Annotated in this window: 25 protein-coding genes, 1 pseudogene, 1 riboswitch and 1 other annotated feature; of the genes and pseudogenes, 14 read left to right on the top strand and 12 right to left on the bottom strand. The window is 37.3% G+C overall.

Annotated elements, in window-relative coordinates; all coding sequences use genetic code 11:
• Window positions 1-16: 16 nt before the first annotated feature.
• The 5 genes from LDK52_RS05105 to LDK52_RS05085 all read right to left on the bottom strand — a co-directional run bounded on the left by LDK52_RS05105 (window position 17) and on the right by LDK52_RS05085 (window position 4,489).
• Window positions 17-772 carry an amino acid ABC transporter ATP-binding protein gene (locus tag LDK52_RS05105; RefSeq protein WP_277584870.1) on the bottom strand — a complete coding sequence of 252 codons (756 nt, stop codon included), beginning with the start codon at window positions 770-772 and terminating at the stop codon, window positions 17-19.
• A gap of 13 nt (window positions 773-785) precedes the next feature.
• A complete protein-coding gene (locus tag LDK52_RS05100; protein ID WP_277584869.1) occupies window positions 786-1,499 on the bottom strand; it encodes an amino acid ABC transporter permease in 714 nt (237 codons plus the stop codon).
• Between the two features lie 12 nt (window positions 1,500-1,511).
• Window positions 1,512-2,219: an amino acid ABC transporter permease gene (locus LDK52_RS05095; protein ID WP_277584868.1), complete on the bottom strand. Its 708-nt coding sequence runs from the start codon at window positions 2,217-2,219 to the stop codon at window positions 1,512-1,514.
• 86 nt (window positions 2,220-2,305) lie between these two features.
• Window positions 2,306-3,163, bottom strand: coding sequence for a transporter substrate-binding domain-containing protein (locus LDK52_RS05090; RefSeq protein ID WP_277584867.1), 858 nt, complete (start codon window positions 3,161-3,163; stop codon window positions 2,306-2,308).
• Between the two features lie 144 nt (window positions 3,164-3,307).
• Window positions 3,308-4,489 (bottom strand): acyl-CoA dehydrogenase family protein, encoded by a 1,182-nt coding sequence (locus LDK52_RS05085; RefSeq protein ID WP_277584866.1) that lies wholly within the window; start codon window positions 4,487-4,489, stop codon window positions 3,308-3,310.
• A gap of 99 nt (window positions 4,490-4,588) precedes the next feature.
• Window positions 4,589-4,689: riboswitch (SAM riboswitch) on the bottom strand.
• A gap of 160 nt (window positions 4,690-4,849) precedes the next feature.
• Between LDK52_RS05085 and LDK52_RS05080 the strand changes: the two genes are divergently transcribed.
• The 4 genes from LDK52_RS05080 (at window position 4,850) to LDK52_RS05065 (ending at window position 11,022) form a co-directional block, all read left to right on the top strand.
• The gene (locus LDK52_RS05080) at window positions 4,850-6,886 is read left to right on the top strand and encodes a catalase (protein WP_277584865.1); all 2,037 of its coding nucleotides are present in this window, start codon (window positions 4,850-4,852) and stop codon (window positions 6,884-6,886) included.
• Window positions 6,887-7,061: 175 nt separating this feature from the next.
• A complete protein-coding gene (locus tag LDK52_RS05075) occupies window positions 7,062-8,399 on the top strand; it encodes an FAD-dependent oxidoreductase (RefSeq protein ID WP_277584864.1) in 1,338 nt (445 codons plus the stop codon).
• A 314-nt stretch (window positions 8,400-8,713) separates the two neighbouring features.
• Window positions 8,714-8,940, top strand: a binding site (T-box leader).
• Window positions 8,941-8,997: 57 nt separating this feature from the next.
• Window positions 8,998-10,200 (top strand): threonine--tRNA ligase, encoded by a 1,203-nt coding sequence (gene thrS / locus LDK52_RS05070; protein WP_277584863.1) that lies wholly within the window; start codon window positions 8,998-9,000, stop codon window positions 10,198-10,200.
• Between the two features lie 72 nt (window positions 10,201-10,272).
• Window positions 10,273-11,022: a GNAT family N-acetyltransferase gene (locus LDK52_RS05065; RefSeq protein ID WP_277584862.1), complete on the top strand. Its 750-nt coding sequence runs from the start codon at window positions 10,273-10,275 to the stop codon at window positions 11,020-11,022.
• Window positions 11,023-11,032: 10 nt separating this feature from the next.
• On the opposite strand, the gene LDK52_RS05060 is transcribed toward LDK52_RS05065, so the two are convergent.
• Complete coding sequence (locus LDK52_RS05060) at window positions 11,033-11,881, bottom strand: DegV family protein (RefSeq protein WP_277584861.1); 849 nt, start codon at window positions 11,879-11,881, stop codon at window positions 11,033-11,035.
• A 172-nt stretch (window positions 11,882-12,053) separates the two neighbouring features.
• On the opposite strand from LDK52_RS05060, the gene LDK52_RS05055 reads away from it, so the two are divergent.
• From LDK52_RS05055 to LDK52_RS05045, 3 genes are read left to right on the top strand one after another with little or no spacing between them, the layout of a single operon-like run.
• Window positions 12,054-12,560: a GNAT family N-acetyltransferase gene (locus tag LDK52_RS05055; protein WP_277584860.1), complete on the top strand. Its 507-nt coding sequence runs from the start codon at window positions 12,054-12,056 to the stop codon at window positions 12,558-12,560.
• Window positions 12,561-12,614: 54 nt separating this feature from the next.
• Entirely contained in the window at window positions 12,615-13,433 is an 819-nt protein-coding gene (locus tag LDK52_RS05050; protein ID WP_277584859.1) for a class I SAM-dependent methyltransferase, read from the top strand.
• Window position 13,434: 1 nt separating this feature from the next.
• Window positions 13,435-13,728, top strand: a complete 294-nt coding sequence (locus LDK52_RS05045; RefSeq protein WP_277584858.1) for a nucleotide pyrophosphohydrolase — start codon at window positions 13,435-13,437, stop codon at window positions 13,726-13,728.
• A gap of 65 nt (window positions 13,729-13,793) precedes the next feature.
• On the opposite strand, the gene LDK52_RS05040 is transcribed toward LDK52_RS05045, so the two are convergent.
• Window positions 13,794-14,267, bottom strand: coding sequence for a VanZ family protein (locus LDK52_RS05040; RefSeq protein ID WP_277584857.1), 474 nt, complete (start codon window positions 14,265-14,267; stop codon window positions 13,794-13,796).
• Window positions 14,268-14,351: 84 nt separating this feature from the next.
• Between LDK52_RS05040 and LDK52_RS05035 the strand changes: the two are divergent.
• A pseudogene (locus LDK52_RS05035) lies at window positions 14,352-14,462 on the top strand (VOC family protein); the annotation flags it as partial.
• A gap of 54 nt (window positions 14,463-14,516) precedes the next feature.
• Here LDK52_RS05035 and LDK52_RS05030 read toward each other — a convergent pair.
• Both LDK52_RS05030 and LDK52_RS05025 read right to left on the bottom strand, forming a co-directional pair.
• Window positions 14,517-15,380: an AraC family transcriptional regulator gene (locus LDK52_RS05030; protein ID WP_277584856.1), complete on the bottom strand. Its 864-nt coding sequence runs from the start codon at window positions 15,378-15,380 to the stop codon at window positions 14,517-14,519.
• A gap of 74 nt (window positions 15,381-15,454) precedes the next feature.
• Window positions 15,455-15,844 carry an NUDIX hydrolase gene (locus LDK52_RS05025; protein WP_277584855.1) on the bottom strand — a complete coding sequence of 130 codons (390 nt, stop codon included), beginning with the start codon at window positions 15,842-15,844 and terminating at the stop codon, window positions 15,455-15,457.
• Between the two features lie 222 nt (window positions 15,845-16,066).
• On the opposite strand from LDK52_RS05025, the gene LDK52_RS05020 reads away from it, so the two are divergent.
• The 6 genes from LDK52_RS05020 to LDK52_RS04995 all read left to right on the top strand — a co-directional run bounded on the left by LDK52_RS05020 (window position 16,067) and on the right by LDK52_RS04995 (window position 20,277).
• Entirely contained in the window at window positions 16,067-17,653 is a 1,587-nt protein-coding gene (locus LDK52_RS05020) for a DUF2339 domain-containing protein (protein WP_277584854.1), read from the top strand.
• A 23-nt stretch (window positions 17,654-17,676) separates the two neighbouring features.
• Window positions 17,677-18,105, top strand: coding sequence for a DUF1801 domain-containing protein (locus tag LDK52_RS05015; RefSeq protein WP_277584853.1), 429 nt, complete (start codon window positions 17,677-17,679; stop codon window positions 18,103-18,105).
• A gap of 100 nt (window positions 18,106-18,205) precedes the next feature.
• Window positions 18,206-18,925: a YebC/PmpR family DNA-binding transcriptional regulator gene (locus LDK52_RS05010; RefSeq protein ID WP_277584852.1), complete on the top strand. Its 720-nt coding sequence runs from the start codon at window positions 18,206-18,208 to the stop codon at window positions 18,923-18,925.
• Window positions 18,926-19,040: 115 nt separating this feature from the next.
• Entirely contained in the window at window positions 19,041-19,493 is a 453-nt protein-coding gene (locus LDK52_RS05005) for a hypothetical protein (protein ID WP_277584851.1), read from the top strand.
• Window positions 19,490-19,864 (top strand): DUF5412 domain-containing protein, encoded by a 375-nt coding sequence (locus LDK52_RS05000; RefSeq protein ID WP_277584850.1) that lies wholly within the window; start codon window positions 19,490-19,492, stop codon window positions 19,862-19,864. The genes LDK52_RS05005 and LDK52_RS05000 overlap by 4 nt, the downstream gene beginning before the upstream one ends.
• Window positions 19,861-20,277 (top strand): hypothetical protein, encoded by a 417-nt coding sequence (locus tag LDK52_RS04995; protein ID WP_277584849.1) that lies wholly within the window; start codon window positions 19,861-19,863, stop codon window positions 20,275-20,277. The genes LDK52_RS05000 and LDK52_RS04995 overlap by 4 nt, the downstream gene beginning before the upstream one ends.
• 39 nt (window positions 20,278-20,316) lie before the next feature.
• Here LDK52_RS04995 and LDK52_RS04990 read toward each other — a convergent pair whose 3' ends face one another.
• From LDK52_RS04990 to LDK52_RS04980, 3 genes are all read right to left on the bottom strand, one after another.
• Window positions 20,317-20,736, bottom strand: coding sequence for a DUF4395 domain-containing protein (locus tag LDK52_RS04990; RefSeq protein ID WP_277584848.1), 420 nt, complete (start codon window positions 20,734-20,736; stop codon window positions 20,317-20,319).
• A 230-nt stretch (window positions 20,737-20,966) separates the two neighbouring features.
• On the bottom strand, window positions 20,967-22,940 hold the full coding sequence (locus tag LDK52_RS04985) for a TRAP transporter permease (protein ID WP_277584847.1): 1,974 nt from the start codon (window positions 22,938-22,940) through the stop codon (window positions 20,967-20,969).
• A 42-nt stretch (window positions 22,941-22,982) separates the two neighbouring features.
• A complete protein-coding gene (locus LDK52_RS04980; RefSeq protein WP_407081786.1) occupies window positions 22,983-23,990 on the bottom strand; it encodes a TAXI family TRAP transporter solute-binding subunit in 1,008 nt (335 codons plus the stop codon).
• Window positions 23,991-24,138: the final 148 nt, after the last annotated feature.

Raw genomic sequence — 24,138 nt, 5'->3', positions numbered from 1 at the left:
GTCGCTTTTTATTTTCCTAAATATAAAATGTGTAATCCTCTGGTAACACGCGTTTTAAGAACTTCTTTGTGCGCTCTTCTTTTGGACTTACGAAAATATCATGTGGGGTACCTTCTTCGACTACCACTCCGCCATCCATAAAGATAACTCGATTAGCGACATCCTTTGCAAAGGACATTTCATGTGTAACTACTAACATAGTAGTACCTTCATTGGCAATATTTTTCATGACTGTTAGTACTTCACCAACTAATTCTGGGTCTAATGCAGAGGTTGGTTCATCAAATAGAATAATATCGGGGTTTAACGCTACTGCTCGTGCAATTCCAACACGTTGTTGCTGACCCCCCGAAAGCAGACTCGGATAGGAATCATATTTGTCCGATAAACCTACTTTGTCTAGTGCTTTTTTACCAATATTATTAGCCTCCGCTTTAGGTATTTTACGACCAATGATGAGACCCTCCGTGACGTTTTCTATCGCTGTTTTATTATTAAATAAATTATAATTTTGAAATACGAAAGCTGTTTTTTGTCGGATGGTATGGATATCTTTTTTAGATGCGTCATGCAAATCTACTTGTAAATCGCCAAAAGTTGCTTTGCCACTATCAGCTGTTTCTAAGAAATTGATGCAGCGTAGTAGTGTCGTTTTCCCAGAACCACTAGGACCCAGAATGACTACTACATCTCCTTTATCAATAGAAAGGTCGACTCCCTTTAATATCTCATTTTTTCCAAATGATTTATGAATATCCTTGATCTTTAACATTCGATAATCCTCCTTAAGCGCTCACATATTTGTATCTGCGTAGGCGTTTTTCATATAATTTGAATCCGTATTCGACAAGGCTACACAGAATAATATATACAAGGAAAATATCTATATAAGCTTCCACATAGTTATACCCTACGTTTGCTGCTACTTTCGCCTTCAATGTGATTTCCTGTAAGGACATAGCATATCCGAGTGATGTAGCTTTTATTAGATTCACGGTAGCTGTACAAATATTAGGCATTGCCACGACTAGCGCCTGAGGTATAACGATTCGACGGTATGCTTGGAAATTCGAAAGACCAACTGATTGAGCTGCCTCGAGTTGTCCTTTGTTGACGGTGCTTAGAGCCGATCTAAATACTTCTATTAATATAGCAGTAGTGCTGAAAGAGAATACGATAAAAGCGTACCAAATAGGGTTGATATTATAGACATTTATATTGATATTATATTTTTCGAAAAATAGGGAAAGTATTAAGGGTACGCTTGCATAAACGATGAAAATTTGTATAATAATCGGTGTCCCTCTTACAAAGGAAACATATATTCTGGAGAACCAGTTTAATATGGGTACTTGATTGATGCGTGTTAAAGCCAATAAAAAGCCTAATGGTAGCGCAAAAAGCAAAGCTACAATTGTAACGAGAAGCGTAATAGGCACACCGGATAATGCGATGAAAAATGTATCGATTAAAAACGTATAATTTAAACCTTCCGACATTATTTACACTCCTCAATTCGTGTTAATTGTTTGCTTTCCTTTGCTAAAGACTTTTTCAAGCTTTCCAAAGAATTTTTCTATTAGTATGGATATAACCCAATAAACAACTGCAAGAGCGATGAAGATTTCTAAGGCATGCGTATTGTAGTTTGCTGCAATGATTAAATTGGCTTTACCAACAATATCGATTAAGCCAATCGTGTAAGCAAGAGAACCTTCTTGAAGTAATGCGATAAGGCCATTTCCGAAGTTAGGAAGACCGACAACAAGTGCTTGTGGGAAAATAATTCGTCTATATGCTTGAAGGGGGCTTAAACCAACGCTAACAGCCGCTTCAAATTGCCCTTTTTCAATGGACTCATAGGCAGATCTAATAACCTCTGACATAATAGCCGCGAATTGTAGGGTAAACGTAATAACTACAAACACTGCTGTATTTAAATCATGTAAATATAACCCGAAATTATCGGCTAAGGCAGGTACACCGTAATACACTAAAAACAATAGCACGATTGATGGAGTACATCTTAAAACCGTTGTATAGAAATTGGCTATTTTTTGAGCAACTTTACTCTTTCCAAGTTTCATAACCGCAAGTATTAACCCGAAGAAAGTGCCGAAAATAATGGATAAGCCCGCAACCATGAAAGTTACTCTTAAAAATGGAAGTAATACCGGTAATGAATTCCAAATGTATGATATATCAAAGTACTTTTCCATTTACGCATTATTCCCCCTATAAAATTTTGAAAGGCTGCCAGCGCATCCTACGCTAGACAGCCTTGATAGGAATTCGGTATTCGGTATTATCTTTCTACATTCCCTAACACTTCAAAAAGATCGCGACTGTAGAATTCAGTGCTAAGTTCGTTTGTTTTCTTTTCTTCATGTAATTGTTTAATAGCTTTGTCATATGCGTCTGCAAATTCTTGCTCTTTTTTATTGAATAAAGGCCATGTTTTAATGACTGCAAATTCATTGTAAACAACTTCATCTTTTAAGTTGTAATAAGGACCAGTTTCATCTAATACTTGTTTTTGGAATGGTCCTTCAATAATTACTCCACCATCAACGCGACCTTCATTTACCCATTGGACTACGTCAACTGTAAATGCATCTCCAGCGTCTAGTTTAACTGGATTATCGGGGTTTGCTTTGTTATATTCATCGATAACTGTATACTGTGCATTGTTTGCTGCGATTGGTGCTAAAGAGTACCCAGCAGTAGCGAAGTCCTCTAATGATTTTATATGCTCATTCTCTTTTTTCAATACGAGACCTGCACTACTTAAACCTAGGAATTCCTTAGGGAAAATAAACTTCTCTGTGCGTTCCTCTGTCCAAAATGCATTTTTCACACCAACTTGGAACTTGCCTTGCTCTACACCGATCAATAGATCATCACTTGTAGTTCCGACATATTCAAATTCGTATTCTGGAAGTAGTTCATCTACTAGTTTCATAACTTCCACATCATATCCAGTGGCATTTCCGCTGTCATCTAACCAAGAAATGGGTTTAGATGCCATGTCATATGCTACTTTTACTTTGCGAACATCTCCATCTCCACCTTCTGATGAAGTGGAAGCGCCTTCCGAACCACATGCCGCTAAAATTGTAATAGATGCTAACCCAACTGCCGCTAATTTAAAATACTTATTCATAATTTATTCTCCTTATCGTTTCACTAAGTTTTTATTTTTATCCCGCTTTAACGGGCAGTAAGACTATCGTTTCAAGACACAAAAGTAAAAATACGTAAATGGAAGATCGACTGCCCGTAAAAGCCCGAATGGTTCAACTAATAATCAGCGTGGGTCTGCTGATTGAAGTTTCACTTTTTCCTCTTCTAACGCTGAAAGTGCTAGTTTTTTAATCGTCATATCATCCATAGGAGGGTTATGAAGTCCTGCCCGGACATCTCTATAATAACGTTGTAGTGGATTTGTTCTTTGTAAGCTTTTCGCTCCAACTAAACGCATCGCTTTATCGACAATAGTAATTGCTGAATTAGTAACGATATGCTTCGCTACGCTTACTTCGTTGGATAATAGTTCTTTAGAAGAATCATTGTCATAGGCAGAAGCAACTCCGTAAATGACTAGTCTAGACTTCGTAAGCTCTAAATCTATTTCTCCAATCAGCTGCTGTACATTTGGTAATTGTGCTATAGGTCCATTTAGGCTATTCGGTGAATGTGTATTGGCAAAATGTACTGCGTAATCTCTTGCGGCCTGTGCGATTCCAAGGTAGGTTGCTGGTATATGTAAGAGCCAACCATTAATCTTCCCGCCACTAGCGAATTGAGGGAGCTCTACCAAATACGATTCATGTACAACTACATTATTTAGTATTAAGTCATCACTACTAGTTCCACGCATGGATACAACATCCCAGGTTTCTTCTATAGAAAGACCTTCTGTATCACGTGGAATGAGGAAGAAGCCAATTCTTTCTTTCTCTTCAATCCATGCAGATGTTAAAAAGTAGGAAAGTACGGGAGAGGCGGTTGTGAATATCTTCCGACCATTTAAAACCCATGTATCTCCATTCTTTATAGCAGTAGTTCCAGGTCTACCTCCACGCGTAGGGCTTCCAGTTTGAGCTTCACTGACAGACCGATTTACAAGTGCACCATTTAAAACCTCTGCCGCGAAAAAGTCTAATTTCTCCTTCGTCCAAAGCTTATTTTCGAATAACTCACCAACAACACCTAAGCTCCACCCAACGGATAACGCAGTATTTGCATCAAAGCTGGCAAGTGTTTCTTGTAAAAGAACCATATCGTAGACAGAAAACCCATCACCGCCATATGATTCGGGAAGCGTAAGGCTTGCATAACCAAGTTGGATTAAATCTTCCACGTTTTCTTTCGGGAAAATAGATTGCTCATCAATTTCGGCAGATTTACTTTTGAATCTATCTTCTAACTCATATAACCGATCAATCCATTGCTGCTGTTTTTCTGTTTTGATATATAAATTATTCACAAATGTCGTCTCCTTCAATTTAAGTTATTCCAATAAGTTAAGTTGGTATTTAAGGTAAATAAAAAACCCTTTCGAGAAAAAAATAAGTAGTTTTATGTTCACTTATCTCTCAAGTATCTTGCTGGAAGTAGCGCCAAACCTTCATATTGGGTGTTTCTGAAGCATCAACGGATCAGTCCCTCAGCATCTCTTAATAAGTAGTATGGAGTTATTTAAATAATCGTACTACTTCATCTAGATGAAGTCAATAGTAATTCATATTGTTTTAATAGGAATTAAAATTGTATTTTATTTATAGGTTTTTGGAAAATCATTTTGGGTATTAACAATATTGTATATATAAATAGAGGAGGAGTTTGTTTGGATAAGAAAGTAACTGGAAATAGCAAAGATGAACAATTAGAAGAATTCCGTGTGGACGATCAAGGACAAGCAATGACTACAAATCAAGGGTTAAAAGTATCCGAGGATGAATTCTCTCTGAAAGCAGGAGAACGAGGCCCTACTTTGCTAGAAGATTTCCATTTTCGTGAAAAAATGACGCATTTTGATCATGAACGTATTCCAGAACGTGTAGTACATGCTAGAGGTTATGGTGCTCACGGAGAATTTGAAGTATATGAGTCAGCAAGTGAGTTTACGAAAGCGAAATTTCTACAAACACCTGGCACCAAGACGCCTGTTTTTGTAAGGTTTTCTACTGTAGCGGGTTCGCGTGGTTCTGGGGAATTAGCACGAGATGCACGAGGATTTGCAACGAAGTTTTATACGGAAGAAGGAAATTATGATTTAGTAGCAAATAATATTCCTGTCTTTTTCATTCAAGATGCTATTAAGTTTCCGGACTTGGTGCATGCTTTAAAACCAGAGCCACATAATGAAATTCCGCAAGCAGCTACTGCTCATGATACGTTTTGGGATTTTGTTGCCAACAATCAGGAGACAGCACATATGATAATGTGGGCTATGTCTGACCGTGCAATTCCACGTAGCTTCCGTATGATGGAAGGGTTCGGTGTAAATACATTCCGTTTCATTAACGAGGCTGGCAAATCCCATTTTGTGAAATTCCATTGGAAACCGTTACTTGGTACCCATTCAGTTGTATGGGATGAAGCGCAAAAAATAAATGGGAAAGATCCAGATTTCCATCGTCGTGACTTATATGATGCGATTGATAATGGTGATTTTCCAGAGTATGAATTTGGAGTCCAACTAATTGCAGAGGAAGATGAATTTAAATTTGATTTTGATATTTTAGATCCTACTAAACTTTGGCCAGAGGAAGAAATTCCAGTTAAAATATTCGGGAAGATGACGTTAAATCGCAACGTAGATAATGTATTTGCCGAAACCGAGCAAGTAGCATTCCATCCAGGAAGCGTTGTGCCAGGAATAGACTTCTCAAATGATCCTCTACTTCAAGGGCGATTATTCTCCTATACAGATACACAATTAATACGTCTTGGAGGACCTAATTTCCATGAGCTTCCGATAAACAGACCAGTTTGCCCATTCCATAACAATCAACGTGACGGGTATGGTAGACAATCGATTAATGTAGGCAGAGTGAGTTATCATAAAAACTCTCTTGCGGGGAATACCCCAACACCTGTTAGTGAAGCAGAAGGTGGGTATACGCATTTCCAGGAAAAAATAGATGCTCGAAAAGTTCGGGCGCGAAGTGAGAGCTTTAAAGACCATTTCTCCCAAGCTACATTATTCTGGAATAGTATGAGTAGCCCAGAAAAAGAACATATTGTCAGTGCATTTAGCTTCGAACTTGGTAAATGTAAAGAACTCACTGTTCGTCAACAAGTACTAGAGATGTTCACACAAGTAGATTTGGATTTAGCGAGTAAGGTAGCGGAAAACTTAGGACTTGTAGTTCAAGGAGTAAGTACTGCCACTAATACTAAGTCTTCTCCAGCACTTAGTCAGTTGAATACTGTTATGAAACCACAAACACGAAAAATTGCTGTTTTAGTTGGAGAAGGATTTGAAGAGGATTTAGCTGAGATTCTTGCAGACTTAAAAGCAGGTGGAACAATGCCAGAAATAGTGAGTGATCATCATGGATCAGTAATTGGAGCGGATGGAACGATGCTACCAGTTGACCATACTTTCCTAACCGCGGATTCTGTATTATTTGATGCAGTATATGTAGCAAGCTCACATGGTAAAACGGCCATGTTTGAAAAAGAGGCATCTTATTTCATTAAGGAAGCTTATGCACATTTCAAACCGATTGGTGCTACATTTAGTGGAGAGCAACTAGTTGATAATCTGCACTTCACTGGTCAAGCTGGTGTTCTTTCTAAAGAAACTGGTAAAAGCTTTGTAGACAGTTTCTTGAATGCCATTGCTGCACATCGTTTCTGGAACCGAGCAGTATAAACAAATTATTTTGGGCAAGTCCTATTAGGGCATGCTTTTTTATATAGAATAAGATAGTGAAGGAAATAAAAGAAAATTTTAAGCGTATAACAAACATAACTATTCACTAATACTTGAAGGGAAGTTATCGTTGAATATAGAAAGAGTAATAAGGAAAGTCAAAGGAGGAAACTTCATGCACTACGTAATAATCGGTGGAGACGCTGCAGGGATGAGTGCGGCAATGGAAATTGTACGTAATGATCCGGATGCTAGAATTACGACATTGGAAAAAGGACATATTTATTCCTATGGACAGTGTGGTTTGCCCTATGTAGTAGGTAAACAAGTAGCATCTTCGACAGACGTTATAGCACGAAGTGTAGAAATGTTCCGTAGTAAATACGGTATTGATGCAAAAACTGGATATGAAGTGACACATGTAGATCCTAACAATAAAACAGTGTCAGGGAACATTCTGCAAACGAGAGATAATTTTATATTAAATTATGACCGTTTACTTATTGCAACTGGTGCTACCCCGGTTATCCCTGATTTGGATGGAAATCATTTGTTAGGTATTCATACGATTAAAACGATTCCAAATACAGAGGCGATAATTGCCGATTTAGAAAATGTTCAACAGGTTACTATAATTGGCGGAGGATATATCGGATTAGAAATGGCTGAAAACTTTGTGAGTATTGGAAAAAAAGTACGCATTATCCAAAGAGGAGATCAGCTTGCAGGTATATTTGATCAAGATATAGCATGTTTTATACATGAGCATGCAAAGGAACATCATGTGGAAGTGATATTAAATGAAGAGGTTCAATCTTTCACGGGAGATACGCGAGTAAACAATGTGAAGACAGATAAAGGAAGTTACCCAACCGACTTAGTTTTAATAGCCGTAGGAGTTAAACCTACAACGGGATTTTTAGAGGGGACTAGCATACAATTGCATCAGAATGGAGCAATTGTAGTAAATGATCATTTAGAAACGAATTTGGACAATATTTACGCGGCAGGAGATTGTGCCACTCATTTTCATCGTATTAAACAACTGAATGATTATATTCCTTTAGGAACAACTGCTAATAAACAAGGGCGAATGGCTGGATTAAATATGCTAGGTCAACCTACTGAGTTTAAAGGAATCGTTGGCACATCCATCATGAAATTTTTTGATTTGGCTCTCGGAAGAACTGGTTTGTCTGAGAAAGAAGCGAAACAGCTTGGTATTTCCTATGATGTGCATACTCAGGAAGCGACAGACATCGCAGGTTATTATCCTGGCAAAGAAACGATGCATATGAAGCTGATTTATCGTAAGGATAACCAACAACTCATAGGTGGTCAGATTATTGGAGGAAATGGTGTAGATAAAAGGATTGATGTATTAGCAACTGCACTCTATCACTATATGACCTTTTCCGAGTTATTGGATCTTGATCTCGCATATGCCCCTCCGTTTAATGGAGTTTGGGATCCCCTGCAACAAATGGCGAAGCGCATCACTACGGAAAAATAAAAAATTAATGTTTGACTATTTGAAGTTTGTTGCATATACTAAGAAAAATAAAAGTAACAAGCGAAGAAAAGGATATGAATCATTTATAATTTTCTTATTAGAGAATGGGGTCACCGACTGAAAGCCCTTAAAGGAAAACGAATGGTTTACCACCTTGGAGCAATTATGGGGAACGCCTTTTGGTAACTAACCATAATCGGGAAACCGTTATCTTATAAGAGCGCAACGTTTTTGTGTTGCAAATTAGGGTGGAACCACGACCACACTCGTCCCTTTACCGGGATGGGTGTGGTCTTTTTGTATATAAATTTAATATTCAAGCGAAGAAAAGGATATGAATTGTTTTTCACTTTCTTATCAGAGAATGGGGTCGCCGACTGAAAGCCCTTAAAGAAATGCAAATGATTTACCACCTTGGAGCAATTATGGGGAACACATTTATGTAATTATCCATAATCGGGAAACCGTTATCTTGTATGAGCGCAACAGATTTTTTTGTGTTGCAAATTAGGGTGGAACCACGACCACACTCGTCCCTTTACTGGGATGGGTGTGGTCTTTTTTGTTAGGAAAAAAATTAGTAAATGGAGGAATTAATATGTCAGTGAAAGCGGAAGAAAGAGTAAGTCATCAAAATTTAGGGCAACAATTAGAATTGTTTATGTCGATGGAGGAAGCACCAGGAATGCCGTTTTATCTACCAAAAGGAATGATATTGCGAAATGAACTTGAAAACCTATGGAGAGTAAAGCATCATCGAGCAGGATACCAAGAGATTAAAACTCCCATTATGATGAAACAGGAGCTCTGGGAAAAGTCAGGGCATTGGGATCACTACCATGAAAATATGTATTTTGCAGATGTGGATGATCAAAAATATGCAATTAAACCAATGAATTGTCCTGGGGCCGTTTTAATTTTTAATAGTAAACGAAGAAGCTACCGAGAGCTACCGATTCGATATGCCGAGCTAGGGTTAGTTCATCGTCATGAGCTTTCTGGATCGTTGAATGGATTATTACGAGTTAGAGCATTCACTCAAGATGATGCCCATCTATTTGTTTTGGAGGAGCAGATTGAAAGTGAAATAGCGAAGGTGCTAGATCTTGTAGATGAATTTTACTCAGAATTTGGCTTTATCTATAAAGTAGAGCTATCAACTCGTCCAGAAAACTATATGGGGTCAGTAGACATTTGGGATAAAGCGGAGCAAGCGCTTGAAACAGTTCTTCAGCAAAAGCAGGTTGAATACCAGATAAATGAGGGAGATGGAGCATTTTATGGTCCAAAAATTGATTTTCATATATTAGATGCCTCGGGGCGTAGTTGGCAATGTGGAACTGTTCAGTTGGACTTTCAAATGCCTGAAAAGTTTGGCTGTAAGTATATCGATGAGGACAATCAATTACGACAACCGATTATGATTCATCGGGCGATTTACGGATCCATCGAACGATTCATAGCCATTCTTTTAGAGCATTTTCAAGGTAGCTTTCCGCTGTGGTTATCCCCAATTCAAGTCAAAATATTGCCAATTGCCGATGCGCATAAAGAGTATGCAGAGAACGTAAAGTGGCAACTTGAGCAAGAAGGGTATCGAGTCGAGATAGATAACCGGGTAGAGAAAATTGGGTTAAAAATTCGTGAAGCTGCAATGCAAAAACATCCGTATATGCTCATTATTGGGGATAATGAAATGGAAAATAGTGCAGTTTCTGTTCGACAACATAAAGTAGGTGTTTTGGGAGATATGAGTGTTTCAGCATTTATAGAGAAGTTAAAAGAGGACAAGAAAGAGTGAAATATTAAATGTTGTCATTCTAAAAGGATTTTCGGCTACATGTAACGAATGAAACTCTATGGAGGTCATATAATGGCAAAATGGATGTTATTGTTTGCGGGATTCGCTATTATCGCTGGAAATGCATGGGGAATATATTCAATGTATCAGCCGAGGGTGGGTCCAATTGGAAATGGAGAAATTGCCAATTATGTCTGGGTCAGTATTATTTTCAGTATATTAGCTGGTGTAATAGCAATTGCTCAATTTGTAGCTTTACTTATCCATGATAATCATAAAAAAAGATTTCCAACATTAGAAACAGAACGATTTATATTGCGCCCAATTGAAATTAGTGATGCAAAAGAGGTTTTTCATTACTTTTCAAAGGATGAGGTTACGAAGTATTATGATTTGGACACATTTAAAGACGTTAAAGAAGCAAAGGTATTAATAGGGAATTGGCAAAAGAAATATCTAAAAAAAGAGGGGATTCGCTGGGGAATTGCTACGAAGGAAGAGAATAAGATTATCGGTAGTTGTGGATATCACAATTGGGAAAAGAAACATTATAAAGCAGAGATTGGTTTTGAAGTGGCACCAGAGTTTTGGCGTAAAGGCATTATGATAGAGGTGTTACAGCCCATTTTAGGTTACGGTTTCGAGTTAATGGATTTAAATCGTATTGAAGCTCTCTTTGCTCCTGATAATAGAGCATCTAAAAAAACGCTAGAAAAAGCTGGTTTTGTTTATGAAGGAACTTTTCGAAAATCTGCGTTTGAAAAAGGACGCTTTTGTGATGAGGCAATTTGCTCCTTATTAAAAAAAGAGTTTGTGCAGTAGCACAAACTCATTAATATCTAACCCAGCTAAGTCCAGTTGTTCCTTCTCCGGCATGTACGCCCACACATGCACTAAGAGGAAGAACAATCACTTTTAGTTTAGGGAATTCCTGTAGCAATTCTTCTTTCCACGTTCTAGCATCAGTCGTATTATTGCAGTTAATAACGGCAACCTCTGGAACCTTGGATATTTTCATATCATTGCGCAGCAAGTTCATTACATATGTCTTGGCTCTCTTATTTGCACGAACCTTTTCTTTCATCACTACTTTTGCGTTATCGAAAGAAATGACAACTTTTATGTTTAGAAGATTACTTAGAAAAGCTTGGGTGCCTGATACACGACCACTTTTATGAAGTTGAGTTAAGCTAGATGGTATAAAGGATAATTCGGAGTTATTAGTCATATTTTCAATATGAGCAACAACTTTCTCTACGTCGTGATTTGCTTCTATCATTTGCTTGCCGACTTCTAACATTTTGACCATTGGATAAGATCCTATTTTAGAGTCAATCGAATACACTTTAAAATTTGCCATTTTCGAAGCAGTTTGTGAGCTATTATAGGTTCCTGATAACTCACTGGATACGTGAACAGCAACGGCACAGTCGTATCCTTTTGCTTTTAACTCTTCATATAATTGCACCATCTCACCGATTGGAGGCTGTGAAGTTTTTGGATGAACTGTTGCCGTGCGTAGCTTGTCATAAAATTCTTCATGTGTCATATCAATTGTTTCTTTAAAAGCACCATCTTCAAATACGATATTTAAGGGAAGGACATATATATTATGTTTTTCAATGAAAGTTGGATCCAATAAAGCGGCAGTATCAGTAATCCAAGCGACTTTTTTGTCCATAATTTTAGGGCTCCTTTTTGTATTTCTCTTAGCGCTACTGTACAGCAGACTTAATACTAGCAATAGTGTTAGATGTCATGTTTTGTCGATATTTCGGAATCTAGTTCATATTTTGAACATAATTAGTTAGGAGAGTAGATTATGATGAGAAGAAGAGTGAGGAGGTATTAGATTGGAATTTAGAAGATTAGTAGCTGAAGATGCGAGTGCATATTGGGAGTTAAGATTAGAAGCATTGCAAAATAGTCCAGAAGCTTTTGGTACTAGCTACGAAGAAGCAATTCAAAGGGACAATCCAATTGAACGAGTAAAAGGAAATTTAAAAGTAAAAGGGAATTATACGTTTGGGGCATTCGATCAATATAAATTAATCGGAATGGTCACTCTTACACAGGAGAGTAGCTTGAAGATGAAGCATCGTGCCAACATCTTCGCAATGTATGTTAGTCTAGCTGGCAGAGGAAAAGGTATAGGTAAGTCCTTAATGGAATTGGCGATTGACCAAGCGAAAGATAGTCACGAAATTGAAAAGATAAATCTCTGCGTAGTATCAAGTAATGATATAGCAAAGAATTTGTATCATAAATTAGGATTTGTTGTATTTGGAACAGAAGAGATGGCATTAAAAGTTGGGGATACTTATTACGAAGAACATCATATGTCGTTAATTTTGAAATGAGCATGAGGAGGAATTGAAATAAATACACATATTATCGAAGAAATTGTAAATTGCATGCCGAAGAATGAATTTGATTCAACTATTCAGACAGTACAAACGGAGCATCGACTAAAGTTAGTAGATTTTTGGAATATTAAAGCTGGGACCAAAGTGTTGGAGATTGGCTGTGGGCAAGGAGACACAACCGCAGTTTTGGCTCACATAGTTGGAGAGACAGGATTTGTTCATGGAATAGATATAGCTCCTCCTGACTATGGTAGCCCAGTTACTCTTGGAGATTCCATTAACTTTTTGAAGAACTCATCCTTGGGAAATCGTATTAAGGTAGACTTTGAAATGGATATACTTAGTGCTGAAGTCGATTTCCCAGAAAAATATTTTGATTATATTGTACTGTCTCATTGTTCTTGGTACTTAAAATCACCGGAGGAATTCCTTGAAATATTAAAGAAAATCAAAAAATGGACAAACATATTATGTTTTGCTGAATGGGACACGAGAGTTCAGACAGATGAGCAACTCCCTCATTTCTTATCGGTACTCATTCAAGCCCAGTATGAATGTTTTGCAGAAAGTAGTCTATCCAATGTTCGAACATTATTTACACCAAAAGACATTCAACAAATTGCAGGAAATGCTAGTTGGGAAATAATATCGGAAAAAACGATCGACTCTACTCATCTTCAAGATGGCAAATGGGAAATAGACGCTACATTAACTGATTACAAAGAGTTAATTGAATCAGATAGCCACTTACCAGCTAAATATAAAGCTTTAATACAATCAGAAATGTATCTATTAGAAGACGTAAGAAATCAAAGTAAAGTCCCATCGATGAACACGTATGCATTTATAGCAAAGGCTGGAGAATAATATGAAACAATTAACAGAAGAAATTAAGGAATTCCGAGATGAACGAGGTTGGGGAGGAAATCATGATGCTCGTAGCCTAGCTATTTCAATTTCTTTAGAAGCAAGTGAACTTTTAGAGCATTTTCAATGGGCTAGTGCAGAGGATGCGATAAAAAAAGACAAACAAGCAATTGCTGACGAAGCAGCGGATGTATTCATTTATCTCCTCCAATTTGCTGATGTTCTTGGGATTGACTTGAAAGAAGCGGCACAGCAAAAAATGAAGAAAAATGCATTGAAATATCCCAAGGAGTGATAGGGTGTGGCAAGGAGATATCCCTTTAGTATACATATTATTTTCAAGAAAAAAACGTTGGCCTTTTATCGGTCAACGTTTTTTCTATGCTTAAACCATTGAATAAAGGACATGAACAATAGTGCAGCAATTGCCCCAGATGTATCTAATAGTACATCTTGGAAAGAAGCCGTACGACCACTTGTCAAAGATTGTCTAAATTCATCGGCAATAGCGAGAAGCATAGTGATCACGACCGCTGTAACCTTCCGATACTTAAATCTAGGTAATGCAATATAAATCGCTAAAGCAATGATTCCAAAATAAATGAAATGGGTTCCTTTTCGTATTAAAAACTCTACAAAAGCATAATATCCACGCTCTTCCACAGAAACAAGAATACCCCAGTATGGAACTTGAAAAAGGCTGAGAAAAGATTCGAATGGTTTGTTTGGGAGCCAATCCTTTAAGATATCCTGCATAGATTGTTGTTCAGCTGTTTGCCCTGATGCTAAAAATACAACAACAAGTAATAGTAAAAGAGGTATAAGTTTTTTCATATACTGAGATTAGCATAAAAATGACGAATTTTCATGCAGTGGGAAAACTATTGTACTTGTTAGAGTGATGGCGATGGTAATCTCCTACTAGATGGTGGACAAGCTTTAATGCCAATAGGAAATTATGGATTCAGTCAAAAAAATGGTTGGGTTCAAGATAAGTTTGGTATTTCGTGGCAACTTAATTTAAAATAATACTGCGGTTATATATGAAAGCCCAAGGGACATCGTGCACCTCGGGTTTTACTGTTATTTAATTGGTATCCAAATTTCTGAGTAATAATTTTCGCTAGAAGGATTGTCATCGAAATATACTTCCAGTTCCGGTGTTCCTGCAGGTTCATACGGATTGGACGGAAACCACTCGGCATATATTTGTTTCCATGTATTCTGCATAGCATTTGGCATCGGGCCATGTACCTCGAACACTACCCACTTAGATGCAGGGATTGTAATAGCTGCTAAGTTTTCTGGGACTTCGCCTACATGATCAGCTGCTATCCAATACTCAATTAAGCTGTTTTCTTGATATGCCGCATCTGCAACGCAAACCCCGAGTACCCCTTCAATTTCTCCATTGTTTAATTGGAACAACAAATCATTTGTACCATCTGCATGTACATCATCCCAAAACAAAGGAATACCCCGTGTATTATCTCCATTCTTGCAGTTATATATTCTTTTCACTCCGACAGCCTGAAAGCTTTCTTTCTCTACAATTTTATACTTCATCGGTTCTGCCCCCTTCAAATTTACCTGAATGATCAGGCGGTTATAGGAAATTATTTTCCCTATACTTTTTCTTGCTTCACTAGGCGTTATCCCGTTTTGCTTACGGAATGCTTTTGTGAAGGATTCAGGAGTGTCATAGCCGTATTTGTAGGAGATATCGATTATTTTATTGTCCGTATTTAGCAATTCTTGCGCAGCTAAAGTTAGGCGCCTTCTTCGAATGTAGTCTCCGAGGGACGTATCCGTTAGGATGGAAAACGTCCGTTGAAAATGGAAAACAGAAGAATTTGCTTCCTTAGCAATTTGTTCCATCGATAAATCCTCTAGTAAATGATCCTCTATATAGCTTATTGCTTGCTGAATCGACTCAACCCATCCCATTGGCTCCACTCCTTATATGTATCTTAGTGGAAAACATAGAGGCAGTCCTGTCATTCTGTGCGGTTATTGGACTGCTAGTCGTCTGTAATTAGTTCGGTAATTTCTTTAGGACGTACATCCAGAGACGACAAATCTTTTATATCTAACCATATAGGTTCGTAGCCGCCTCTTTCGGAAGATGGACGCGTATATTCTTCACCGATTCCTGGCCCGAACTGTCCACCGATTATATCTGCAAGAAAAAAGTGTTGAGTGCCGCTTTGTTCTAGAATTTTAAAAGGACGCTGGATTCTTACGTGTACGCCAATCTCTTCAAATGTTTCACGAATCGCCGCTTGCTCTGGTGTTTCACCTTTTTCTAGTCCTCCTCCCGGGAACACGTAATAGGTCATATGAGGTTTCGTTCGTTTAATGAGTGCTACTTGGCCGTTTTCTATAATGATAGTTGCTCCACGATCTCTCATTTTTCTCACCATCCTATGGAAACTAAGTTATCTTTTATTATATATGGAAAGATGGAAAAGAAGATATGAAAAGGGATGATAAAAAAGAAATTTTGAATACCCAACAGTGAGAATATTTTGAAGCAATAATAGGAAAATGAAACAAACATCCATGCAGTTTAAAGGATATTTTCAATATTTGTCTAATAGTATGAGAAGAGTGTATAGAAAAGGTGGGATTTAATGGAGAAGAGTGAACTTCTTGAAAAGAGAATAGAGCAATTAGAAGAACGGGTTCAATTTTTAGAAGAACAACTACATACGAAGCCGAATATCTCTCAGCCGGAGCGGCCTATCATACAGCAGCAACAACAAGTGAAACAGCCTGTAGAATGGGATGCACTAATTTTTCAGAAAATACTACCTCCCTTATTTATTGTTGTATTTATAATGGGAATAATTTGGGGATTCAAAGCAGTTTCGGATTACGGTTTTTTACAACCAACCGTAAAAGTAATCATTGGTTATGTTGTTGGTTTTGTTTTAATCGCATTAGGGATATGGCAAATGAAAAAAAGTCGCAAGAATTTAGGGCATATGCTGCTTGGTGGGTCTATTCCTGTTTTAATGTTGACCACTTTTGCAATGCACCAGCTGTATAATATATCTGGACCAACAGTAGCTTTCATTTTGAATATTATTTGGATTGCAATAGGGGTATTTCTAACCTATAAATACCGTTCACAAGGAATTGGAATTGTTGCTATAGTTGGGGGCGTATTTGTTCCATTTTTGATAAAGAGTACTTCTCCAAATATTCCCTTATTTTCATTATATGAAACAGTTCTTTTCACAGTATTCCTATGGATTGCCATTAAATATTCCTATAAGGCTTTATATTATATTTCGGTTATCTTCTTACAGATAGCAATAGTAGTATTCTTTATGTTTACAAATGTACCTGACACATATAAATGGATTGCAATGCTTCCCATATTCGTGCAACATTTTTCATTACTCGTTAGTTTAATAAAAACAAAGCAGATGCTAAAAGAACAAGCGTATACACTATTTTCTATTATGCTATTAACTGTTTTATGGGTTCGTGTAGAATTCACGGATAATGAAGCGACAGTTATAATGACAATCATAATGCTCATCTATGGAATTTGTTATTATGTATATCAAAAGGATTCGATTCGTGCACCTATTTTTATCGCGAATGGATCGGTTGTATTGCTAAATATAATGCAGCTTCAAATAGATAATTTACTATTTGAAGGTATTATTGGATTGAGCTTTATATACTTCTTCGTTTATAAAAAGTTCAAACATACATTACACCTAATTCTTTTGATTACTAGTTATGTCGTGGCTGTCTACTATGTTCTATCTTTTTCTATTACGGGCTGGGTATCATGGGAAATGCTACACTGGATAGTATTTTTAGTAGGTACAGTGTATGGAATTTATTTGCTGACAAGAACCTTTATAGATAAATCGGTTTTAAATATCAGTGTATCTTTTGTGGCGATTATGATTTTATACTACCTACATATGATAGCTACCTTAGTTTCAGGGATTAGTGGCAGCAATACGGAGCGAGTCATAACTAGTTCGTTTTGGATTGTGGTAGCTATATTATTTATGGTATTTAGTCGTTTTTCATTGCCTCAAGGTAAGTACGTCGGTGTAAGTATTCTGTTTGTGACGTTAGCGAAAATCATACTGTTCGATATTTCATTTGTGTCTGTAGCTATTAAGGCATTCTTATTTATAGTTCTAGGAGTCGTTGGACTACTCGTTTCAAGGGTCTATTATAAAAAGTAGTGATCGAAAGGGGACAGTGAAAAGTGGCTAAATACGAAACTAAGACGAAAGAGACAGATGCTAATGTAATTGAATTTGTAGAGGCAGTCGATCATCTGAAGAAACGTGAGGACGCCTACAAGCTTTTAGAAATTTTTGAGCAGACCTCAGGCTATGAAGCTAAAATGTGGGGACCTAGCATTATTGGTTTTGGGACTTATCATTATAAATATGCTTCAGGTCACGAAGGAGATGCACCTTTAGTGGGTTTCTCACCAAGAAAGGCAAAGATTAGTTTATATTTTGCAACAGGAGATACAACGCGAGAAGAAACGCTCAAACGCTTTGGAAAATATACTGTAGGAAAATCATGCGTATATATAAATAAAGTAGAAGATATAGATGTAGATGTTCTAAAGGAAATGATTATACAGTCTATTGCTTTTCTACAAGAACTGTATCCAAATCAATAGTATATTAATGGAAGTTACTGTATTTATTTTGCTAGTTTATAAGGGTTTCATGTATAATGTTACAGTATAAAATTTAGCTTAGCGAAAGAGAGTGGGACTTATGGGTCGTAAGTGGAATAATATTAAAGAAAAGAAAGCTTCCAAAGACGCTAATACTAGCCGCATTTATGCGAAATTTGGTCGTGAAATATATGTTGCTGCAAGACAAGGTGAGCCTGATCCTACTTCTAACCAAGCGCTTAAAGTAGTATTGGAACGTGCAAAAACATACAGTGTGCCAAAGCATATTATTGATAAAGCAATCGAGAAAGCAAAAGGTGGATCCGAGGAAAGCTTTGATGAACTTCGTTATGAAGGTTTTGGACCAAGCGGTTCTATGGTAATTGTGGATGCACTGACAAATAACGTAAACCGTACTGCATCCGATGTACGTGCCGCATTTGGTAAAAATGGCGGTAATATGGGTGTTAGTGGTTCAGTAGCGTATATGTTTGATGCAACTGCTGTTATTGGTTTAGAAGGAAAAACTGCGGATGATGTACTAGAAATCTTGATGGAAGCGGACGTTGATGCTCGTGACATTTTAGAAGAAGAAGATGCAGTAATCGTTTATGCAGATCCGGATCAATTCCATGCTGTACAGGAAGCACTAAGAGCTTCAGGAGTCACTGACTTTACAGTAGCAGAACTAACAATGCTTGCTCAAAATGATATTGCATTAGATGCAGACGCTCAAGTACAATTCGAAAAAATGATCGATGCAATTGAAGATTTAGAGGATGTTCAACAAGTCTACCACAATGTAGATTTAGGGGAATAGTAGAAATAGAGGTTGTTTCAAAGTAGTTTTCTACTTTGGAGCAGCTTTTTTTTTTGTAAGTAAATGGAACAGAAATTGGGTTAAAACGTCCAATGTTTCAAGGGGTGCTTATTAATTGAATAATAAAAAAATATTCGGTGTTGGTATTGTCTTTATTCTTTTTTTATCTATTTTATTTCCAATTAAGTCGTTAGCAGACTGGGCTTATGCATTCGTTGTTTGGGATGACTACGTTTATGTGGTTACAGATGAACAAGTCGATGAGGTGGAAAAGGAAATTGGTCATGTAACGAAGTATTCGGATAGGGAAGGAACGTACTCTGGCAATTTCTCAAATGCCTATCCAAAAGGTACTAAATATTATTCCATTCAAGGGATAAGTACTGACGAGGCAATTGCTACACAGGAGGACGATGGAACATATATTAAGGCTAAAAGAGATGGAGAGTACGCCAGTAACAAATATGGAATAAATAATGTTATTACTCTAGCTTTCATTGGAGCAATTTTTCTGGTTATTATTTCCATTGTAAGAACTAATTATTATGGGAATAGGAGTGAAGGATGAAAAGAACTCTAAAAGTTACTCTCCTTGTAATAAGCATACCTGTTACATTGACACTAGTTCTACTAGGAATCTTTGTGTATACATTTTTCATAAGTATGGAAAATCTGCCAAAAGGAGAGTTTCTTGCGGAGGAATCATCACCAGATGGGAAATTTACGTTAAAAGCTTATGTTACAAATGGGGGTTCTACTACTTCCTATGCAGTTCGTGGTGAACTTGTTTTTAATGAAAAAAATGGGAAAATCAAAAATATATATTGGAATTATAGAGAAGAAGATGCAGAAATTTCTTGGGTGGATAATGATACTGTAATTATCAATGATCACACTTTAAATGTCCCAAAGGAAAAATATGATTTTAGGAGGAAATGATGAAAAAAATAGTTAGTAGTTTCACGATGGTATTTATTATATTGTTAATGGGATGTACTGAAAATGAAACAATAGAAATGTTGACAAGAGTAGATGTTTTTAAGGTGACTGAAGATGGTAATTATGCAAATGAAGTAATTATTGGTGATTTGAATACAGTTGATGAATTAAGCCAAGCATTCGATCGGATTGAGTGGGAAAGAAATGTCAAACCACAAATGGCGAGGAAAGAGGATGTAAAAGCAGTTCTTTTTCTTCAGGATGACGTAAATATGCCTGAGCGTTTATTGGAATATTATATTTGGTTTGAAATTAATGGTAATTCTACGATTATTGAAGGCGATTCTTTCGGGAGATTAGACAAAGAAGGAACAAGTATATTAAAAGATGTCTTTGAATTTGAAGACAAATAAATAGCCTTTCCAATTTTCATGGAAAGACTGTCTTTCAAATTATGCTGCTGATTTTTTTCTACGATAGTTCCATTGTTGGAATTGGAAACGGACGAAGCAACCGATGCAAAATCCTGCTAATGCGATGGATGCTGCAAGGCCGACCATAATGGCTGCAACATTAAATAATAGAGACCAGCTTAGTAAAGAGCTAATGCTAGCTATTAACAAAAAGCCAACTGCCAACCACTGATTGAATCGAAGTTGGGGATAGTCTTCTTGTATATATTGATTGGCAGGTTTAGATAAAAACCTTTTGGCCACAACTAGTATTGGATGAAAACCGGTTAATAAACTGGATAAATTTGCAACTAACGGAATAAGCAATATCCACGCTGATTGAGTTAGAAGTGCAATGATTACAGATAAAACAATTGTCCACTGATTAACCATTACAAGTGGTTTCGGAATTGTTTTCACTTTAAAACCTACTTTTCTTATTGGATTTACTTTATTATAGGGTGATATCCATGAAAAGTAAATAGAAGAACACGGTCTGACATATTTCCTGGGAAATTGACAAGGTACGATTTGAAACGACAGAACTTGGAATATCAACAAAAAAGCAGCTCCATTGATAGGAGCTGCCTTCTAAATTTCAATAATTCATTTATAATTAACTCATTAAATTATGCTCTAGCATATTCCCATTAATTTGTCGTAGTAATGCTACCTGATAAACTTTTGGATTCATATTCATCATCTGATCGACGATTTTGAATGAACCAGATGGCTACAACTAATACGATACCAATTAAAGTGGTAGTAATTTCCGGTAAGATAAGCATGATACCTGCAGCGAAAAGAATAAATCTTTCCCAAAGTCTTGAGTTTCGAATAAAATATCCAATCATCGAACTGCTGACAGCGACCATACCTATTAGTGCAGCAACAACTGAGAATACTAACATTCCCGGTTCGATGTCTACCATAACTAAAATTGGATTGTAAATGAAAATAAATGGGACGATAAACGCAGCAATTGCTAATTTCACAGCTATCACTCCAGTCTTAAAAGGATTTGCACCTGCTATCCCAGCCCCTGCATATGCGGCTAAGCATACTGGAGGAGTTATGTCGGCGGCAATTCCAAAATAGAAGACGAACATATGGGCAGCTATTGGCGCCACTCCGAACTCATTGATGAGCACGGGAGCCGCTATTGTTGCTGTCACAACGTAATTTGCTGTTGTAGGTAGCCCCATTCCTAGAACTAAGCAGGCAATCATCGTGAAAATTAGAGCAAGTATTAAATAACCGTTCGAAAGTTCAATTACGCCTGCTGCAAATTTTGAACCAAGCCCAGTCATACTAACAACACCTGCAATGACACCTGCTGTTGCGACCGCAGCTATGACGGGAAGTGCTACTCTCGCACCCTGTTCTAGAACGTGTACTGTTTTTCTGAATGACATTCTTGTTTCTTTGCGAACAAGGCTAACTAAAAATGCTGCAATGATTCCAAAAAGAGCAGCTCGTTGTGGCGTGAAACCGTACATAATCGTTGCTATGATAACAATTAGAGGAAGTAGCATAAACCAATTTTTTTTCATCAGTTTTCGAAAGGATGGTAATTGAGATTTTGGTAAACCATGTATTTTTAATTTCTTTGCCTCAAAGTGTGTCCCAATGAAAATTCCTGTGAAATAAAGAATAGCTGGAATAAGCGCTGCCAGCATAATGGTTCCATAGGAAACCCCCAGGTATTCCATCATGATAAATGCTGCCGCCCCCATCATTGGTGGCATAATTTGTCCACCGGTAGATGCGGCTGCTTCGGTTGCACCTGCAAATTCAGGTTTAAACCCTGCATTCTTCATCATTGGAATCGTAAATGATCCGGTTGCAACAGTGTTACCGACAGAACTACCGGATACAGTTCCTTGTAATGCACTTGCTACAACGGCAGTTTTCGCCGTTCCACCTGTATAGCGACCGGTTAAAGCAAATGCTAGGTCATTAAAGAATTTTCCGATATTTGTTTGTACAAGCATTACGCCAAAAAACAAGAAGAGGAAAATAAACTTTGCTGAGATCTGAATTGGTGTACCGAATATACCACTTTCCTTATACCAAAGAGCAGTTGCTGTTCGATCAACCGAAAAACCTGGGTGTGAAAGAATTTGTGTAGGAACAAAATTCCCATAAATTGCATAGAGAATTGCTACAGATGCTACTACTACAATTGGTAGACCAACTGTCCTTCGTGTAGCTTCGAGCACTAGCAGTATACCTAGTATGGAAATGATTATATCAAGGGTATTGTATCCTGAAACACGGCTCTGCAGAATCGATTCATAGAAAAAAATCTTATGATAGGTTACATACATTGCCAAGAAAGCTAATAAAATATCATACCAGGGTATTCTTTTTTGTACTTTTAGCATCCCTTTTTTAAATGGGTACAAAAGAAATATAACACCAAGTGCAGTTCCTAGATGTACAGCCCCCTGCTTCTGAGAGGGGAGAGTACCAAAATAGGCTGTGTAAAGATGGAACACGGTGAGAGACACACCTAAAAATGTGACAACCCATGCCCATTTACCAATATTTGTGCGAAACTGATTCTCTTTATCGTATTTTTCTAAGACTTCCTGTGCGCTGATAGGTTGCTGAACTTGCATTTTCCCACCTCACTTTAATTTCATCGACTTAAACTAGAAGTTTTATTTCAAGTCATCAAAGCTTTTTATACCAGAACCTTCTCGTGTAACAATTTGGATAACTTCAGGATAAATATGGCCTATAAAAGCGGTATTTGGAACTTGGTGTCCTTCGAATGCAGCCTCACCATTTATTGCTTGTAATGCTGGTACATGTACTGTCATCCCTAGATCCATATGTCCATCCCGAATACTAGATAAGTTTTCAACAGATGCTCCAGTTTCAGTATTTGTTACGTTAAAATTATCTATATTCTTATTCCAAATGCTCGCCATTTCCCCACCTAGTGGATAGTAAGTGCCCCCTTGACTACCGGTACCTAGGATGAATTCGCTCTTAGAATCACTTCCATCTGCACTAAGTTTAGCAACTGGGTTGTCTACTGTTAAGCCCTGTTCCTCGTAATAACGTTTAGCTCCGGGGTGGATAGGAAGTCCTTCGGAACCAAGAAGCGCATTTTCTAAGGTCATTTGTTTCGCTTGAGCATGTGTATTTTCACTTGCTTTTTCAATCATAATTTTTGTTAGATTATAACCAAGTTCTTCATCAATTGTATCCGTACTAGCCATGAGGATTGCATATGCAGTTACTGTTTCGATATCAGAATCGAGAAAATCGTATGTGTCTTTAGGAATTGTGTGATGTCTATATCCGCTATTTGCTTCAATGTGCTTGATGGCATCATCAGTAAGGCTAATCATAACAACGTCACCAGCCGAGGCTTGTAAGCTTTCAATACTTGCTGCAGGAAGCCCTAGAATTCCGATTGAAATGTCTATGTTTCCGTCCTGAACACCATCAGCCGCATCTCCAAATCCTTCTTGATGCTCATTATAGTCATCTTCACCGAGACCATAGGCGTCCAAGATAATCTTAGAAACCGAATTTGTTTCACTGGCGGGAGGGCCAATTGCAATATTCTTTTTGCTCTCACTACAAGCTGCGAGTATTATTATCGTTCCGAGAAGTAAAGCCAAAAACCTGAATTGATTTTTCTTCAACTTTCTCACCCCAAAATAATTATTTCTCCCACTCATTTGAAAGTACTTACAATAATAATTCACATGCTGAAATTGGTAGTACTTAATAATAGAAGATTACTATTATTATATTACTAATGTGGTAATTTACAACAAATTCTCTGTATTTTCTGTTAAT

Origin of the sequence: Psychrobacillus antarcticus, from assembly GCF_029533155.1 — a bacterium.
Classification (GTDB): Bacteria; Bacillota; Bacilli; order Bacillales_A; family Planococcaceae; genus Psychrobacillus; species Psychrobacillus antarcticus.
This window is presented reverse-complemented; position numbering and strand designations above follow the sequence as displayed.